Consider the following 18357-nt stretch of genomic DNA (forward strand, 5'->3'; position numbering starts at 1 on the left):
ATTTTCGTGAGCGAACTCATTCGCGTACCTGACATCGGCAGCGGTGAAGGTGAAGTAATCGAACTGTTTGTGAAGGTCGGCGACCGTATCGAAGCCGACCAGAGCATCCTGACGCTCGAGTCGGACAAGGCCAGCATGGAAGTGCCTGCGCCGAAGGCCGGCGTCATCAAGAGCCTGAAAGTGAAGCTGGGCGATCGCCTGAAAGAAGGCGACGAACTGCTGGAGCTGGAAGTCGAGGGCGCCGCCGCGGCGCCTGAAGCGGCCGCGCCGGCAGCGGCCCCGGCCGCCGCTGAAAAGCCTGCTGCCGCACCGGCTGCCGAAGCAGCCCCAGCACCGGCGGCCGCACCAGCCGAAGCGTCTGTCCAGGACATCCATGTCCCGGACATCGGTTCGTCGGGCAAGGCCAAGATCATCGAAGTCCTGGTCAAGGTCGGCGACACCGTCGAAGCCGACCAGTCGCTGATCACCCTGGAATCCGACAAAGCCAGCATGGAAATCCCATCGCCCGCCGCCGGTGTGGTGGAGAGCGTCGAGATCAAGCTGGAAGACGAAGTCGGAACCGGTGACCTGATCCTGAAGCTGAAAGTGGCCGGCGCTGCTGCTCCTGCCGCGCCAGCACCTGCTCAAGCCGCCGCGCCGGCTGCCAAGGCCGAAGCCGCTCCCGCTGCCGCCCCTGCCGCTAAGGCCGAGGCTGCGCCAGCACCGGCCCCTGCCGCGACCCCTGCGCCAAGCGGTGCCAAGGTTCACGCAGGCCCTGCAGTGCGACAACTGGCCCGTGAGTTCGGCGTCGAGCTGTCGGCTGTCAGCCCAAGCGGCCCACACGGCCGCGTGCTGAAAGAAGACGTGCAGGTGTACGTCAAGGCCATGATGCAGAAGGCCAAGAACGCACCGGCCGAAGGCGCCTCGGGTGGCGCGGGCATTCCGCCGATCCCGGCGGTGGATTTCAGCCGCTTCGGCGAAACCGAAGAAGTAGCCATGACCCGCCTGATGCAGATCGGCGCGTCGAGCCTGCACCGCAGCTGGCTGAACATTCCGCACGTGACCCAGTTCGACCAGGCCGACATCACCGAGCTGGAAGCTTTCCGCGTGGCGCAGAAAGCCGTGGCGGAAAAGGCCGGCGTGAAGCTGACCGTGCTGCCCCTGTTGCTCAAGGCTTGCGCGCACCTGCTCAAGGAACTGCCGGACTTCAACAGTTCGCTGGCTCCAAGCGGCAAGGCTGTGATCCGCAAGAAGTACGTGCACATCGGCTTCGCCGTCGACACCCCGGAAGGCCTGCTGGTACCGGTCATCCGCAACGTCGACCAGAAGAGCCTGCTGCAACTGGCTGGCGAAGCCGCTGCCCTGGCCGAAAAAGCCCGAAACAAGAAGCTCACCGCCGACGACATGCAGGGCGCCTGCTTCACGATCTCCAGCCTCGGCCATATTGGCGGCACCGGCTTCACGCCGATCGTCAACGCGCCGGAAGTGGCGATCCTGGGTGTTTCCAAGGCCACCATCCAGCCGGTCTGGGACGGCAAGGCCTTCCAGCCGAAGCTGATGCTGCCGCTGTCGCTGTCCTACGATCACCGCGTGATCAACGGTGCCGCTGCTGCACGCTTCACCAAGCGTCTGAGCGATCTGTTGGGCGACATTCGTACCATCCTGCTGTAACGCCGAGTGGCCCTTCCCCAGGGAAGGGCCACTCGCACCGCTGTTTTCCGAGCGCCACGCTCGTACCTCAACCCCGTCCATTTGACGGGGCTTTTTTTGCCTGGCCGTCAGGGCTGAAGCGCCACGCCGTACACCGGCAAACTTTCCTACCCTTCCCCGCCTGACTGACTACGCCCTCTGTTAGTCATTGCCCACATCCTGCGTCCCCTCGCCTGTCGATATTTGTCCCGCCTCGCGCCTTAGCATCGGCACAGCGCGACACCCTTGCGCTCGTACCCTCCTTAACTGAAACGCTGCATTTCGAATGGATTCGAATATGTTCATACCCACCGTCGGCCCGATCGTTGGCCACACCACGACGGATCACGCGCGGATATTCTTGCGCGGCGATCATGACAACAGCCTGGTATTCGCCGGTGTTCGCTACCGGCGCCTGGGCGACGCCCACTGGTCGAAGGGCCATTTCGTCCAGTTGAAGGCCTACCGCGACATGTCCGATGTCATCGTGCTCGATGGCCTTGAGCCCGGTACGGCCTATGAATACCAGGCAGGCTGGTTCAGCCCGCTAAGCCCGACCCACACCATAGGGACCGTTGAGGAACTGCCGCTGCAATGGCCCAGGAACACCTATCGCCTGCGCACGCCAACCAACGAGCCCGGCCTGCCGCGCGCCTATATCGTCGGCTCCTGCCGCTACCTGCGGATCACCGCCGGCGTGCCTTCGCGGCCCGCGCTCGGGGACCGCACCTTTGCCGGCATCAACCGCGTCGTGGCCCAGGCCGACCCGCCGATCAGCGCGGTCCTGATGACCGGGGACCAGGTCTACCTCGACGACCTGAACGTGGTGGCCCCTGACCGGACCTACAAGGACATTCTCTTCAAGTACCGCACGGCATTCTCCCAGCCGCACATCCGGCGACTGATGGCGCAGGTGCCCACCTACATGATCCTCGACGACCACGAAATCGAAGACAACTGGCCCGCCAACAGGTCCGGCAACGACGAGGTGCTCTATGCCAACGCCATGAGTGCGTACGCGCTTTACCAGGCCAGCCATGGCCCGGCCCATGAACGCTTGGCCAACGGCACGCTGGATAAGTCGCTCAAACGCTACTGGTACCGGTTTGCCCACGGCGACGTCGGATGGTTCGTCACCGACAGCCGTACCCAACGCAACCTGTCGGCAGATGACCGCCGCCTCCTGGATGAAGAGCAGGAGCAGGCCCTGCTCCAATGGCTCGTTGGCAGCCCCGCCCGGGTCAAGTTCGTGGTGACCAGCGTGCTGTTCTACCCCGACAGCAAGCGCAATGATGGAGATGCCTGGCAGGCCTTCCCGCAACAGCGCCTGCGGCTGCTGGAAACCCTGCGCAAGCATCGGGTCAGGAACGTGATCTTCATCTCGGGCGATGTCCATGGCGCCATGACCAGCCGCCTGCGACACAGCGAGGATCCTGATTTCGAAGTCAACACCCTGGTGGCCTCGCCGTTCTGCAACAGCAAGCTGCTGCCTTATGCCAAGGCCACGGATTTTATCTTCGACCAGCCCATGGCCCGCACGGGCGACGGAGAATATCGCTACGAACTGACCAGCAAAGTCCTCAGCCAGGATAACTTCGCACGCCTGAACATCACGGCCCAGAGCGTCCAGGCCACGTTCCACGACCGTGACGGCAACCCGGTGCAGACCGTCGATATTCCCTTGCGGTGACGGACGGCATCACCTGGCGTGCCCTCTGATCGGCTGGCGACTGGAGAAATCCCTTCGTCGGCCGATAAAAGGTTTATAGCACTTGGCCTTCATGTCTCTTGTCAGCCAGTGCCGCAATGATGCAACCTTGCGGCAGTCCGTAAGAACGAGGGCGTCAGCCCGGCGCGATCAGCATTTTCGAAGCGAGTTTCCCCATGAAAAGCCAACCCGATGCCGCCAGCCGTATGGCGGCCGAGGTAGTGACGCAGTTACCGGTGCCCTCGCGGCTCGGTATGCTGCGTTTCGAACGGCTGAATGAAGCGAGCTGGGCGCTGCTGTTCCTCGATCCCAATTGCGAGCGCTACTTCGGCCTGCCGGCGGTGGAGCTCTGTTCGCTGGTCAGCGCGCCCTACGCCAGCCTGATGGAACCCGAAGCGCGCTACCAGTTGCATGACACCATCCAGGAACAACTGGCTCAAGACTCGCATTACCAGATCCGCTATACGCTGCACACCGCCAAGGGCCCGATGAACCTGCTGGAAACGGGCGAAGCCTATAAGCAGCACAATCGTCAGTTGTTGCGCGGCTACCTGCTGGTGGTGGACAGCCTGCTGCAAGACGAGCCGTCCCTGCCGGCCGTCGACCTGGAAACCCAGAACTCGCGCCTGCAGATTGCCTTGGAGTTGAACCAGCGCGCCCAGCAGGAGCAACTCCAGCACCTGGACCGGGTACGCGCCCAGCAGGACCTGATCCTGCTGCTGACCCGACAACGCTACAGCGCTAACAACTCCCTGCTCGAAGCCGCCGAACTCATCACCCGCAGTGCCTGTGACATCTATCAGATCGACAGCGCCAGCCTCTGGAACCTTGAAGACGGCAAGCTGGTGCCGATCACCGCCTTCAACCGAGCCTCCCAAGCGCACTTCCTGCCAGCGGCCATCGACGCCAGCGACTACCCCAACTACATGGAAGCGCTGCAATCGTGTCGTGCCATCGATGCCCACAACGCCATGCGCGACCCGCGCACCCGGGAACTGGCGGAGAACCTGCGCGCCCGCGACGTCAACGCCATCCTCGACGCCAGCGTGCGCATCGACGGCCAGGTGGTGGGCGTGCTGTGCCTGGAACAGGTCGGCGTCACCCGCGCCTGGCAGTCCGACGAAATCGCCTTTGCCGGTGAGCTGGCGGACCAGTTCGCCCAGGTGATCAACAACCACAACCGACGCACCGCCACCAGCGCCCTGCACCTGTTCCAGCGCGCCGTGGAACAGAGCGCCAACGCCTTCCTGCTGGTCAATTGCGACGGCGTGGTGGAATACGTCAACCCGAGCTTCACGGCGATCACCCAGTACTCCACCGAGGAAGTCCACGGCCAGCGCCTGTCCGAGCTGCCGGCCCTGGAGAATCTCAGCGAGCTGCTGTTCGACGCACCGTCCGCCCTGGCCCAGAGCAACAGCTGGCAAGGCGAGTTCAAGAGCCGGCGCAAGAACCTGGAACCCTACTGGGGCCAGCTGTCGATTTCCAAGGTCTATGGCGACAATCGCGAACTGACCCATTACATCGGCATCTACGAAGACATTACCCAGACCAAGCTGGCCCAGCAGCGTATCGAGCGCCTGGCCTACACTGACAACCTGACCAACCTGGGCAACCGTCCGGCGTTCATCCGCAACCTCGATGAACGCTTCGCCCGGGACAGCGATTCGCCCATCAGCCTGCTGCTGGTGGACATCGACAACTTCAAGCGCATCAACGACAGCCTCGGCCACCAGACCGGCGACAAGCTGCTGATCAGCCTGGCCCGGCGCTTGCGCAACAGCCTGAGCCCCAGCGGCAGCCTGGCGCGGTTCGCCAGTAACGAGTTCGCCGTGCTGCTGGACGACACGGACCTGGAAGCCGGCCAGCAGGTCGCCAGCCAGTTGCTGATGACCCTCGACAAACCGATGTTCGTCGACAACCAGTTGATCAGCGTGACCGGCTCCGTGGGCCTGGCCTGCGCACCGTTGCACGGTCGCGATCCCCAGACCCTGATGCGCAACGCCGGGCTCGCCCTGCACAAGGCCAAGGCCAACGGCAAGCATCAGGTGCAGATCTTCACCGAGGCCTTGAACGCCGAGGCCAGCTACAAGCTGTTCGTGGAAAACAACCTGCGCCGGGCCCTGACCCAGAACGAACTGGACGTGTTCTACCAGCCCAAGCTATGCCTGCGCAGCGGTCGACTGCTGGGCATGGAAGCGCTGCTGCGTTGGAACCATCCCGAAAAGGGCATGATCCGTCCCGACCAGTTCATCAGCGTGGCCGAAGAAACCGGCCTGATCATCCCCATCGGCAAGTGGATCGCCCGCCAGGCCTGCCGCATGAGCAAGCAACTGACCGCCGCCGGCCTGGGCAACCTGCAAGTGGCGATCAACCTGTCGCCCAAGCAGTTCTCCGACCCGGACCTGGTCGCCTCCATCGCCAGCATCCTCAAGGAGGAGCAACTGCCCGCCCGGCTGCTGGAACTGGAGTTGACCGAGGGCCTGCTGCTGGAAGCCACCGAAGACACCCACCTGCAGCTCGACCAGCTCAAGCGCCTGGGCCTGACCCTGGCGATGGACGATTTCGGCACCGGTTATTCGTCCCTGAGTTACCTGAAGAAATTCCCGATCGACATCATCAAGATCGATCGCAGCTTCATCCATGAGATCCCGGACAACCAGGACGACATGGAAATCACCTCGGCGGTGATCGCCATGGCCCACAACCTCAAGCTCAAGGTCGTGGCCGAAGGCATCGAGACCGCCCAGCAACTGGCCTTCCTGCGGCGCCACCGATGCGACGTCGGCCAGGGCTACCTGTTCGACCGGCCGATCCCCGGCGCCGAGCTGATCGAGAAGCTCAAGCGCTACCCGCGCGGACCAATTGACTGACAGCGATGTAACACTCGGGCACACTGACAGTCTTATTGCGTGAACTCGCTCAACTCAATCTGACTGAGAGGACTGATGATGGTCTTGCGCTCGGAAATCCTGGTGAACAAAAACGTGCTCCCTACTCAAGAACAAGCCCTGCCCGGCCGCGAAACCCCGATCAAGGTGCCGGACGAGCACTTCGTCAACGGCAACCCGCTGCTCGGCCCATTCCCAGGCAACGTCGAATTCGCCATCTTCGGCCTGGGTTGCTTCTGGGGTGCGGAACGCCGCTTCTGGCAACGCGAAGGCGTCTACAGCACGTCGGTGGGCTACGCCGGCGGCTTTACCCCCAACCCGACTTACGAAGAAGTCTGCTCCGGCCTGACCGGCCACAGCGAAGTGGTGCTGGTGGTCTACGAGCCGGAGAAGGTCAGCTACGAAGCCCTGCTGGCGATGTTCTGGGAACTGCACAACCCGACCCAGGGCATGCGCCAGGGCAACGACATCGGCACCCAGTACCGCTCGGTGATCTACTGCACCACGCCCGAGCAACTGGAAGCCGCGAAGAAGAGCAAGCAAGTGTTCCAGGCAGAGCTGGCCAAGGCTGGCCTGGGGGACATCACCACCGAGATCGACGAGGCGCCGACGTTCTACTACGCCGAGGCGTATCACCAGCAATACCTGGCGAAGAACCCCGAGGGCTACTGCGGGATTGGCGGCACAGGCGTCTGCATGCCGCCGAGCCTCGCGGGTAACTGAGCCCCAGCCCGATGCAAGGGAAGAAGGTGTCCGGTCATCGCCCTTCCCTTGCACTTGACCGCAAACTTGATCTACAGACTGCATATTGCTACTTTTGGCTCTACAGACCAAAAAGGTAATCGTCATGACCCCTGCTCTTTCAGCCCAAGCCTTGACCAAGGACGAGTGCGTGACCGGTCTTCGGACGGTGCTGGGCATCCTGGAAAAATGGCAGGCAACCAGTGACCAGGCCTGTCGGATCCTGCGTATTTCCCGCAGCACCTATACACGCGCCAAGCAACGTGAAACCAACTGGTCCGTCAGCCTGGACTCCGACCAGTTGCAACGCATCAGCCTGGTGCTGAATATCCACGGCGCCTTGCGCCTCATTTTCGACAACCCCGAAAACGTCTATGGTTTTGCGGCGATGCCCAATGAGAACGAGTTTTTCAATGGGCACGCCCCGCTGGAGATCATGGCCCGGGGCGACATGATTTCCCTCTACGAGACGTTTCGCAGGATCGACGCGTTGCGAGGCGCGCAATGGTGAAGGCCGTCGATCTGCCCGAACGGCCCGGCGAGCCCCTGACGGCCCATAGGCTGGTGAACTCCAAATTCCCGCCCATCGCCCTGTTCGACGATGTGGCCGACGCTGATGAGTTCGAAGTCCTTTATCGGATCCAGGCCCTGACCAACCCCAGGTTGCAGAACGAAGTGGGACGCCTGGAACTGATCGCCCGCCAGGAAATCCCCTTCGGCATTCCGGGCTGCGCCTACGCGACGGCGCCGTTCACCCACGTCAATCCCGCCGGTTCGCGGTTCAGCGACGGCAGCTTCGGCGTGTTGTACCTGGCCGACACCGCCGAAACGGCGCTGGCCGAAGTGCAGTACCACCAGAACCACTACTGGTCGAAGGTGCAGGGCCTCAACTATGAACGCTTTGTCTTCCGCGAGCTTTCCTGCCACTTCACGGACGCAGCGATGAAAGATGCGCTGATCTTGCCCATGACAGACCCCATCTATGACCCGGATGACTACAGCACCGCCCATCTGCTGGGCAAGGCCGTCAAGCGCGAAGGTTGTCCGGGGCTGCGCTACCGATCGGTACGCAACCCGGGTAGCCATTGCTGGGCGCTGATGACCCCGCGCCCGGTGTCATCGATTCTTCAGGCCGCTCACTACGAGATGATCTGGAACGGCCGAATCACCAGCGTCAACCTGATCACCGGGGCTTGAGCCGGGCTTCAGGAGGGCTTTGTGGGAGCGAGATTGCTCGCGAAAGCGCCCGCCCTGGCGCCTCGTCAACACGAATCAATGCTCGGCGATCAACCAATCCATCTGCCAGCCACCCTGGGTCTGCCCGAGCTTTTTCGACAGCCACGGCAGCAGATCGCGCAACTCTTCCTCCAGTCCCCACGGCGGGTTGGCAATGGCCAGGCCGGAGCCGTTCAGGCTGTTGGGAGTGGCGAGCGGGTGGACCAACAGCTCCACGCGCAACAATTTCGGCGCGCCGGTGCCAGCCAGGTCCTGGTAGAAACGGCGCAACAGGCGCTGATCCTTCACCGGGTACCAGATCGCCGCCACCGTCTGGCGCATCCGGCCGATGGCTTCCTTGAGGGAGGCGGCGCAGCGCTGCATATCGTCAAGCTGTTCGAAAGGCGGGTCGATCAACATCAGGGCGCGCTTCTGCGGGACCGGTAGCAACGCCCGAGGCACATGCCAACCTTCACCCAAGTGCACCGCCACGCGACGGTCGCCCTTCATGTTGTCCTTGAGCAGTACGCCGTCTTCGGGGTGCTTCTCGTTGAGCAGCACGCGGTCCTGCGCACGGGTCAGGCGCCGCGCCAATTCCGGGGAACCGGGGTAGTAGCGCAACTGCCCGTCCGGGTTCATGTCGTGCAGGACTTTCATGTAATCGGCGGTCAGCGGCGGCAGGTCATCCTGGCCCCATAACCGCGCGATGCCTTCCAGGTATTCACCGGTACGATTGGCCTGGTCGCCCTGCAAGTCGTACAACCCGATGCCCGCGTGGCTGTCGAGGTAGGCGAAGGGCTGCTCCTTGCGCGACATCAGCGCGATGAGGCGGGTCAAGGTCAGGTGTTTGAACACGTCGGCGTGATTGCCGGCGTGGAAGGCATGGCGATAATTCATGGCGGCTCCTGCGAAGGGCGACGAGTTTACCTTGAAGTGCGCCGAACGTCAGGGTTCGCAGCCGAGTGGGCGGTCCCCCAGTTCGAGCGCCAAAAATTGCAGCAATGCCGCCTTCAGCGGTTGCCCGGGCGCCTTGAGGAAATGCGCAACCTTGCGCCGCAGGATGCGCTCGTCAACCTGCTCGAACAGGTCCGGGTGCGCTTCATCCAGCCACCTGAGCAGGTTATCCAGCAGGCAATCGCTCGACCCATCAGCCAATGACCTGAGCAACGCCTCCGGCACCGTCCACCATGGGAACGCCCGAGCCTCACACCGGGCATTGCCTTGCAGCGCCAGCGGCTGGCCATTGATCAGACAGCGGCTGAGCACCGGCAGCAACACGGCGGCATCAACGTGCGCCGATTGCAGGATCGGCCGCACGAAGCGCCCATCCCAGAAGCGGAAAAATACCGCCTTGGCGTCGGGCAACAACACCTGTGTCAACCCGCACAGATGTTCGGCAACCCTTTGCTGGCTGGCAGAAGACACCGCCAGCCAGCCCCAATCGAGCGCATCGGTGGTCGCTATCCAATCAAGAAACTCACTGTCCGGAGTGACAAGCCCTACATATGGCATGACCGATTCCCACTCGGCGTACGGCGTGCCCGCCCAGATCGGGCTTGCCGGCGTGGTCATCGAGCGCTTCCAGGCAGACAGCGGCCCTGCGCCGCTGGCGTTGCTGACGACGGCGAACAGTTGCTCGGATGCCCGCAACGGGTGGTCTCGGAGCCAGGCACGGGGCGTCATGGGCGCACCTGGAAAACAGCGGGCCCATGAAGGTCCGGCGGCATGCTGCAAACGCCCATCCGGCATCGCTCACATTCTTCACAGAACGGCGCCTGGCCTTGCAAGCTCAGGATTTGCCCAAGACTCAGCCGAGGAGCCGCGGCGGCGAGCGGGCTCTCAGGGCCGCGGGAAACGCCAGGCGCCGCGCCCATCACGGCCATCGGCGCGCCGCCCACTTCGATGGGCACGCTACTGAATATCCCGCCGGCACCGATATTGATCCAATGACCACCGGCCTGGATCGTCGCACTGACGCCGGCATCCAGCACCACCTGCTGGCCGGCACCGACATGGTATTGCTGGGCAGCACTGAGGGCCTGGCTGGTCACGTGGATATGCCGTTCGCCGATCACCCGCAAGTGATCGTCCTGACGGACTTCAACCTGGCGCCGGCCGTGGGTCGTGCGCAGCTCATCAGCCTTGAGCTCGTGCCGCGACGCCCCCGTGACCACGATGCTGCGCTCGTGATCGACTTGCACCCGCTGGTCATGCAAGACGTGCTGGGTCCAGTCGCGCTGGGCGCGCAGATAGATTTCCTCGGCGCCCTTGCGGTCTTCGATACGCAATTCGTTGTAACCACCGCCTCCCGGGCTGCTCTGGCTGCGCAGGATGCTGCGGGTCTTGTCCGCCGGCAGGTCCAGCGGCACCGGGTTGGCGCCGTTGGGCAGGCAACCCACCACCAACGGCTTGTCTACGTCACCGTCGATGAATCCGACCAGCACTTCCATGCCAACCCGAGGGATCATCACCCCGCCATAGCGATCATGGGCCCAGCCGGAGGCCACGCGCAGCCAGCAACTGGCATGCTCATCGCCCTGGCCGTCGCGGTCCCAGACCAGTTGCACCTTGACCCGCCCGAACGCATCGCAATGGATCTCGCTGTCGACAGGCCCGGTCACCACGGCTGACTGGTAACCGTGGGCACGGGGCTTTTCCTGCGCCAGGGGCGGACGGTAGAGCACATCCCAGGGCGTGGCATGGAAGGTGTTGCGGTAGCCTTGGAAATCCTCCAGGCCGTCATCGCTCGCGTCCTCCAGCACCTGTGGCTGGCGGCCATGATGGGTGATGGCCGTGAGCAACCAGAGATCGTTCCACGGCGCGCGAGGATGGCCCTGTATGTGCAGGAAGTGCCCGCTGGCCAGGGCTCGCTGGTCACTGTGCCCTTGCGCCAGTTGGTAGTCGGCGCCGTGGCGCTCGAGTGCACGCTGGGCCAGGTGCCGGCCCTGCTCGCGATCGGCAAACTGGCCGGGGTAGCGATAGTCCTCCAGCGCCGGCAGTTGCTGGCTGTCGACATCAGCCTGCAGCACCAGCCCGGGCTTGCGAAAGTCGTGGTCGCGCAACGTCACGGCAGTGGTCCGGGCTTCGAGCCGCACCGCCAGGCGCATGATCGTCGGCTCGCTGGCCGCCATGCCATTGCCCGGCAGATAGCGCGTCGGCTCGGGCAAACGGGGAAACACCGTCTGATCGTCGCCAAACACCAGCAGATGGCCGCCGGGGCTGTGCCGGAAGTGATAATGGATGCCCACCTCGGCACAGAGCCGTTCGATGAAGGCCAGGTCGCTCTCGGCGTACTGCACGCAATACTCACGCTCGGGGTACTGGCCACCGAGGCTGAACTGGAATGCATCGCCCTGGATACCGTGCTCACCGAGGATCCGGGCGACGATCGCCGGCACGCTCAGGTGCTGGAAAATCCGTTGATTGATGCGGTGACGCAGGTAGGCGAGGCGCGGCACCAGCGTGATCCGGTAACGGGTCAGGCGCTTGCCCGAGTCGCCCTGGGCCACGCTGTAGACCTGGCCGTGAAGACCCCGGCCATGATCGTCTAGCCCCAGGAAGGCCTGGCGGTGCAGGAGTTCTTCCAGGGCCAGGTCGGGCCGCTCGCTAACCAGCTCCAGGTCAACGCGATAGGGCTGGCTGATGGCTTCCTTGCCTGTGAATTCCAGCACCTTGAGCGCATGGGGCACGCCGTCGAGCGTCAGGGTGAAACGGGGCAAGTGGGCAGGTGCGACCATCCGATGTCCCTCTGCTGAATGAAGGCTGGCGATTCTGCACGAACCATCGGGTGAACAACCCCCTCACCCGGAAAAACAGATTTGCCCTACGACCTAGACGTAGAAAAAGCCGCGAGACAGGCAGTATTTTCCGATAGACATTCTTCAACGGTGGGAGCGAGCCTGCTCGCGAAAGCGGCGCCCCCTTCAACCCGGCTCCATGCACCGCCCCTGGACACCCGCCATAAAAAAACGGCCCGCCTCCACAAGAGACGGGCCGTTTTGCGATACAACCTTCAGCCAGCCATCAAGGCTTCGCTGAACACCTTACTGGTTCAGGCGGAAATCTTTCTCGGCCGCTTCGAAGCGCTGCAGCATACCGGTGGTAGGCGAGCCCATCTTGCTGACGAAATAGATGGCCAGGCTGGCGAAAATGAAGCCCGGGATGATTTCGTACAGGCCCAGCAGCTCGAAGTGCTTCCAGACGATCACGGTAATCGCGCCCACCAGGATGCCGGCCAATGCGCCGTTACGGGTCATGTTTTTCCAGATCACCGAGATCAACACCACCGGGCCGAACGCGGCACCGAAGCCGGCCCAGGCGTAGCTCACCAGGCCCAGCACGCGGTTATTCGGGTTGGCCGCCAGGGCAATGGCGACCAACGCCACCAACAGCACCATGGCCCGGCCGACCCAGACCAGTTCCAGCTGGGAAGCGCCCTTGCGCAGGAAAGTTTTGTAGAAGTCTTCGGTCAGGGCGCTGGAGCACACCAGCAACTGGCAGCTCAGGGTACTCATCACCGCCGCCAGGATGGCGGACAGCAGGACACCGGCGATCCATGGATTGAACAGCAGCTTGGCCAGCTCGATGAACACGCGCTCGTGGTTCTCGGTCACAGGACCTGCCACCTCAGGGTGAGCCGAGAAATAGGCAATCCCGAAGAAGCCGACCGCCACGGTGCCGCCCAGGCACAGGATCATCCAGGTCATGGAGATGCGACGGGCGTTGGCGATCGACTTGACCGAATCAGCGGCCATGAAGCGCGCCAGGATGTGCGGCTGGCCGAAGTAACCCAGGCCCCAGCCCATCAGCGAGATGATGCCGATGAAAGTGGTGTTCTTCAGCATGTCGAAAGACGCAGGGTCTTTCGCCTCGATGGCCAGGAACGTGGTGTCCACGCCACCGGTGGCCAGCAGCACGATGATCGGCGTCAGGATCAACGCGAAGATCATCAAGGTGGCCTGGACGGTATCGGTCCAGCTCACGGCCAGGAAACCGCCGACGAAGGTGTAGGCAATGGTCGCGGCAGCGCCGGCCCACAGCGCGGTCTCGTAGGACATGCCGAAGGTGCTCTCGAACAGACGGGCACCGGCGACGATGCCGGAAGCGCAGTAAATGGTGAAGAACACCAGAATCACCACGGCGGAGATGATCCGCAGCAGGCCGCTCTTGTCTTCGAAACGGCTGGCGAAGTAGTCCGGCAGCGTCAGCGCGTCACCGTTGTGTTCGGTCTGTACCCGCAGCCGCCCGGCCACGAACAGCCAGTTCAGGTAGGCACCGACGATCAGGCCGATGGCGATCCAGCTTTCCGAGAGGCCCGACATGTAGATGGCGCCCGGCAGGCCCATCAACAACCAGCCACTCATGTCGGAGGCACCGGCAGACAGGGCCGTGACTACGCTGCCGAGGCTGCGACCGCCCAGGATGTAATCGGAAAGGTTGTTGGTGGAGCGGTACGCCATCAGGCCGATCAGGACCATGGCTGCGATATAGATCACGAACGTGATCAGGGTTGGATTGCTAACACTCATGAATAACGCCCTGGCTTTGTTTTTATGTTGCGGTGGCAGAGGCAGGCGTCGACCACACGAACAGTATGGCGACGATTGGCAGGCCCGCGAATGTATGACCGATGTTTCCCCAGGAAAGCCATCGGCGGATGCTCCTCGGTCGAAACCGGTTGCACCTTGGCGGCGAATCCTATTCAAGAAACGAAATTAGGTGCAACCAGTTTCGCTCGAATAAGTTGCACCTGATCGGTTTTATCGGAAAAACACCAGGTTTTGCGCCGTTTTAGTGCAAAGGCGACGGCGCAATCGGAGCATCGGGCACCAATAAAGTGCAACACCAGCAAATCGGAGATTCTTTCCTGATGAGCTGCCGAGTATTTCATCCAAAAAAGGGTTGCACCCGGTTGCACCTCATTCGGCGCGCAGCTAATCTTGCCGCCAGCTGATGCCACGCGATCGTGGCAAACATGAGGATAAAAATATGGCTACCACTACCCTCGGGGTCAAACTCGACGACCCGACCCGCGAACGCCTGAAGGCCGCCGCAACCTCGATTGATCGCACGCCCCATTGGCTGATCAAGCAGGCAATTTTCAATTACCTGGAGAAACTCGAGGGTGGTGCAACCCTGACCGAGCTGAACGGTTCGACCCGTGCCGACAGCGACGATGCCGGTGAGGTCCAGGCCGACCACGCCCACCAATGCTTCCTCGAATTCGCCGAAAGCATCCTGCCGCAATCGGTGCTGCGCGCGTCCATCACCGCAGCCTACCGTCGCCCCGAGCCGGAAGTGGTGCCCATGCTGATCGAGCAGGCCCGCCTCCCCGCGCAAATGGCCGAGGCCACCAACAAGCTGGCCGCGTCGATTGCTGAAAAACTGCGCAATCAGAAGAGTGCCGGCGGACGTGCCGGGATTGTTCAGGGCTTGCTGCAGGAATTTTCCCTGTCGTCCCAGGAAGGCGTGGCACTGATGTGCCTGGCCGAAGCCCTGTTGCGGATCCCCGACAAAGGCACCCGCGACGCGCTGATCCGCGACAAGATCAGCACCGGCAACTGGCAGCCGCACCTGGGCAACAGTCCTTCGCTGTTCGTCAACGCCGCCACCTGGGGCTTGCTGCTGACCGGCAAGCTGGTCGCCACCCATAATGAAGCAGGCCTGACGTCGTCCCTGAGCCGCATCATTGGCAAAAGCGGCGAGCCGATGATCCGCAAGGGCGTCGACATGGCTATGCGCCTGATGGGCGAGCAGTTCGTCACCGGCGAGACCATTGCCGAAGCCCTGGCCAATGCCAACAAGTTCGAGACCAAGGGTTTCCGCTATTCCTACGACATGCTGGGTGAAGCGGCACTCACCGAGCACGACGCCCAGAAGTACCTGGCCTCGTACGAACAAGCCATCCACTCGATCGGCAAGGCGTCCCACGGCCGTGGGATTTATGAAGGCCCGGGTATTTCCATCAAGCTCTCGGCCCTGCACCCACGCTACAGCCGCGCCCAGTACGAACGCGTCATGGACGAGTTGTACCCGCGCCTGCTGTCGCTGACCCTGCTGGCCAAGCAATACGACATCGGCCTGAACATCGACGCCGAAGAAGCCGACCGCCTGGAGCTGTCCCTGGACCTGCTCGAGCGCCTGTGCTTCGAGCCGCAACTGACCGGCTGGAACGGCATCGGCTTCGTGATCCAGGCGTACCAGAAACGCTGCCCGTATGTGATCGACTACGTGATCGACCTGGCCCGCCGCAGCCGTCACCGCCTGATGATCCGCCTGGTAAAAGGCGCCTACTGGGACAGCGAGATCAAGCGTGCCCAGGTCGAAGGCCTGGAAGGCTACCCGGTGTACACCCGCAAGGTGTACACCGACGTTTCCTACATTGCCTGTGCCCGCAAGCTGCTGTCGGTGCCGGAAGTCATCTACCCGCAGTTCGCCACCCACAACGCCCATACCCTGTCGGCCATCTACCACATCGCCGGACAGAACTATTACCCGGGGCAGTATGAGTTCCAGTGCCTGCACGGCATGGGTGAACCGCTGTACGAGCAAGTTGTAGGCAAGGTTTCCGAAGGCAAGCTGAACCGTCCGTGCCGCGTGTACGCTCCAGTCGGCACCCACGAGACACTGCTGGCCTACCTGGTTCGTCGCCTGCTGGAAAACGGCGCCAACACCTCGTTCGTCAACCGCATTGCCGACCAGTCCATCTCGATCCAGGAACTGGTGGCCGACCCGGTCGCCAGCATCGAGCAGATGGCGACCCTGGAAGGTGGTTTCGGCCTGCCGCATCCGCGCATCCCCCTGCCGCGTGACTTGTACGGCAGTGAACGCGCCAACTCCAGTGGCATCGACATGGCCAACGAGCATCGCCTGGCTTCGCTGTCCTGCGCGCTGCTGGCCACCGCTCATAACGACTGGAAAGCCGCGCCGATGCTCGGTTGCGCCGCCAGCGAGCAGACCCCGGCACCGGTGCTGAACCCGTCCGATCATCGCGACGTGGTTGGCCATGTCCAGGAAGCCACCGTCGCCGATGTCGACAACGCCATCCAATGCGCCCTCAACGCCGCGCCGATCTGGCAGGCCACGCCACCGGCCGAACGCGCCGCGATCCTGGAGCGTGCCGCCGACCTGATGGAAGGTGAGATCCAGCCATTGATGGGCCTGCTGGCCCGCGAGGCCGGCAAGACCTTCGCCAACGCCATCGCCGAAGTGCGTGAAGCGGTGGACTTCCTGCGTTACTACGCGGTGCAGGCGCGCAACGACTTCACCAACGACGCCCACCGCCCATTGGGCCCGGTGGTCTGCATCAGCCCGTGGAACTTCCCCCTGGCCATCTTCAGCGGCCAGGTGGCGGCCGCCTTGGCCGCGGGCAACCCGGTCCTGGCCAAGCCCGCCGAACAAACCCCGCTGGTGGCGGCACAGGCCGTGCGCCTGTTGCTCGAAGCCGGCATCCCCGAAGGCGTCCTGCAACTGCTGCCGGGCCGCGGTGAAACCGTCGGCGCCGGCCTGGTGGGCGACGAGCGGGTCAAAGGCGTGATGTTCACCGGTTCCACCGAGGTCGCTCGCCTGCTGCAACGCAACATTGCCGGTCGCCTGGACAACCAGGGTCGCCCGATTCCACTGATCGCCGAAACCGGCGGCCAGAACGCGATGATCGTCGACTCCTCGGCCCTGACCGAACAAGTGGTCATCGACGTGGTGTCCTCGGCCTTCGACAGCGCCGGCCAGCGCTGCTCGGCCCTGCGGGTCCTGTGCCTGCAGGAAGATTCCGCCGACCGCGTCATCGAAATGCTCAAGGGCGCGATGGCCGAGTCGCGCCTGGGCAACCCCGAGCGCCTGTGCGTGGATATCGGCCCGGTGATCGACGCCGAGGCCAAGGCCGGCATCGAGAAACACATCCAGGCCATGCGCGACAAGGGCCGCACGGTGTACCAGATGGCACTCGCCGACAGCGACGAGTGCAAGCGTGGCACCTTTGTCATGCCGACCCTGATCGAGCTGGAAAGCTTCGACGAATTGCAGCGCGAGATCTTTGGCCCAGTGCTGCACGTGGTGCGCTACAAGCGCAAGGAGCTGGACCAGTTGATCAACCAGATCAACGCCTCCGGCTATGGCCTGACCCTGGGCGTGCACACCCGCATCGACGAGACCATCGCCAAGGTGATCGACAACGTCCACGCCGGCAACGTCTACGTGAACCGCAACATCGTCGGTGCCGTGGTCGGCGTGCAGCCGTTCGGCGGCGAAGGTCTGTCGGGCACTGGGCCGAAAGCCGGTGGTCCGTTGTACCTGTACCGCCTGTTGTCGACTCGTCCTACCGACGCGATCCAACAGTCCTTCGTACGCAGCGATGCCCTCAATGCACCGGACCTGCGCCTGCGCGACGCCATGAGCAAGCCGCTGACCGCCCTGCAAGCCTGGGCCGAGAGCCACAAGCTCGCCGAACTGAGCGCCCTGTGCGTGCAGTTCGCGGCCCAGTCGCAAAGCGGCATTACCCGCCAGCTGACCGGCCCGACCGGCGAACGCAACAGCTACGCGATCCTGCCGCGCGAACACGTGCTGTGCCTGGCCGACGTGGAAGGCGACCTGCTGACGCAGCTGGCGGCCGTGCTGGCGGTGGGCGGCTCGGTGGTGTGGCCGGAAACCGACACGAGCAAGGCCTTGTTCGCACGCTTGCCGAAGGACATTCAGGCGCGCATCCAGCGGGTTTCCGACTGGACCAAAGACGACGTGGTGTTCGACGCCGTCCTGCACCACGGTGACTCGGATCAACTGCGCAGCGTTTGCCAGCAAGTGGCCAAGCGTGCCGGCGCCATCGTCGGGGTCCACGGCCTGTCACAAGGGGAAACCGGCATCGCGCTGGAACGCCTGGTGATCGAACGCGCCCTGAGCGTCAACACCGCGGCGGCGGGCGGCAACGCCAGCCTGATGACCATCGGTTAAGCCGCTGCAAGCCAGGCGCCCGCAATGGGTGCCTGGCCATCGAAATCCCCTGTGGGAGCGGGCTTGCTCGCGAAGTCGGTGTATCAGTCGACATCTATCCGTCTGATACACCACCTTCACGAGCTAGCCTGCTCCCACCAGGGATTAGTGTCCCCCTCGCCCCTCCATCACTGTCATCAATCATCCTGTTCAACC

At 63.3% G+C, this 18357-nt stretch carries 11 protein-coding genes; 7 read left to right on the top strand and 4 right to left on the bottom strand.

The window, feature by feature from the left end; translation table 11 throughout:
* Positions 1-6: 6 nt before the first annotated feature.
* The 6 genes from VM99_05630 (at position 7) to VM99_05655 (ending at position 8202) form a co-directional block, all read left to right on the top strand.
* Positions 7-1650: a dihydrolipoamide acetyltransferase gene (locus VM99_05630; GenBank protein ID AKJ97560.1), complete on the top strand. Its 1644-nt coding sequence runs from the start codon at positions 7-9 to the stop codon at positions 1648-1650.
* A 316-nt stretch (positions 1651-1966) separates the two neighbouring features.
* Positions 1967-3358, top strand: a complete 1392-nt coding sequence (locus VM99_05635) for a phosphodiesterase (protein AKJ97561.1) — start codon at positions 1967-1969, stop codon at positions 3356-3358.
* Positions 3359-3552: 194 nt separating this feature from the next.
* The gene (locus VM99_05640; protein ID AKJ97562.1) at positions 3553-6246 is read left to right on the top strand and encodes a diguanylate cyclase; all 2694 of its coding nucleotides are present in this window, start codon (positions 3553-3555) and stop codon (positions 6244-6246) included.
* Positions 6247-6324: 78 nt separating this feature from the next.
* Positions 6325-6987, top strand: a complete 663-nt coding sequence (locus VM99_05645) for a peptide methionine sulfoxide reductase (protein ID AKK01700.1) — start codon at positions 6325-6327, stop codon at positions 6985-6987.
* A gap of 124 nt (positions 6988-7111) precedes the next feature.
* Entirely contained in the window at positions 7112-7516 is a 405-nt protein-coding gene (locus VM99_05650; GenBank protein AKJ97563.1) for a hypothetical protein, read from the top strand.
* Entirely contained in the window at positions 7510-8202 is a 693-nt protein-coding gene (locus VM99_05655; protein AKJ97564.1) for an RES domain-containing protein, read from the top strand. The genes VM99_05650 and VM99_05655 overlap by 7 nt, the downstream gene beginning before the upstream one ends.
* Before the next feature lie 75 nt (positions 8203-8277).
* Here VM99_05655 and VM99_05660 read toward each other — a convergent pair whose 3' ends face one another.
* From VM99_05660 to VM99_05675, 4 genes are all read right to left on the bottom strand, one after another.
* On the bottom strand, positions 8278-9117 hold the full coding sequence (locus tag VM99_05660) for a lactate dehydrogenase (protein ID AKJ97565.1): 840 nt from the start codon (positions 9115-9117) through the stop codon (positions 8278-8280).
* Positions 9118-9165: 48 nt separating this feature from the next.
* Positions 9166-9903, bottom strand: coding sequence for a hypothetical protein (locus VM99_05665; GenBank protein ID AKJ97566.1), 738 nt, complete (start codon positions 9901-9903; stop codon positions 9166-9168).
* Complete coding sequence (locus VM99_05670) at positions 9900-11957, bottom strand: type IV secretion protein Rhs (GenBank protein AKJ97567.1); 2058 nt, start codon at positions 11955-11957, stop codon at positions 9900-9902. The genes VM99_05665 and VM99_05670 overlap by 4 nt, the downstream gene beginning before the upstream one ends.
* 306 nt (positions 11958-12263) lie before the next feature.
* Positions 12264-13748 (bottom strand): proline:sodium symporter PutP, encoded by a 1485-nt coding sequence (locus VM99_05675; protein ID AKJ97568.1) that lies wholly within the window; start codon positions 13746-13748, stop codon positions 12264-12266.
* A 460-nt stretch (positions 13749-14208) separates the two neighbouring features.
* Between VM99_05675 and putA the strand changes: the two genes are divergently transcribed.
* Positions 14209-18162, top strand: coding sequence for a transcriptional regulator (gene putA, locus VM99_05680; protein ID AKJ97569.1), 3954 nt, complete (start codon positions 14209-14211; stop codon positions 18160-18162).
* Positions 18163-18357: the final 195 nt, after the last annotated feature.

The organism is Pseudomonas chlororaphis (assembly GCA_001023535.1).
In the GTDB taxonomy this organism is placed as follows: Bacteria; Pseudomonadota; Gammaproteobacteria; order Pseudomonadales; family Pseudomonadaceae; genus Aquipseudomonas; species Aquipseudomonas chlororaphis_E.

Coding starts and splice junctions, on each gene's coding strand:
- VM99_05635 (AKJ97561.1), top strand. CDS start 1,967: ATGTTCATACCCACCGTCGGCCCGATCGTTGGCCACACCACGACGGAT.
- VM99_05645 (AKK01700.1), top strand. CDS start 6,325: ATGGTCTTGCGCTCGGAAATCCTGGTGAACAAAAACGTGCTCCCTACT.
- putA (AKJ97569.1), top strand. CDS start 14,209: ATGGCTACCACTACCCTCGGGGTCAAACTCGACGACCCGACCCGCGAA.
- VM99_05670 (AKJ97567.1), bottom strand. CDS start 11,957: ATGGTCGCACCTGCCCACTTGCCCCGTTTCACCCTGACGCTCGACGGC.
- VM99_05660 (AKJ97565.1), bottom strand. CDS start 9,117: ATGAATTATCGCCATGCCTTCCACGCCGGCAATCACGCCGACGTGTTC.
- VM99_05665 (AKJ97566.1), bottom strand. CDS start 9,903: ATGACGCCCCGTGCCTGGCTCCGAGACCACCCGTTGCGGGCATCCGAG.
- VM99_05640 (AKJ97562.1), top strand. CDS start 3,553: ATGAAAAGCCAACCCGATGCCGCCAGCCGTATGGCGGCCGAGGTAGTG.
- VM99_05675 (AKJ97568.1), bottom strand. CDS start 13,748: ATGAGTGTTAGCAATCCAACCCTGATCACGTTCGTGATCTATATCGCA.
- VM99_05650 (AKJ97563.1), top strand. CDS start 7,112: ATGACCCCTGCTCTTTCAGCCCAAGCCTTGACCAAGGACGAGTGCGTG.
- VM99_05655 (AKJ97564.1), top strand. CDS start 7,510: ATGGTGAAGGCCGTCGATCTGCCCGAACGGCCCGGCGAGCCCCTGACG.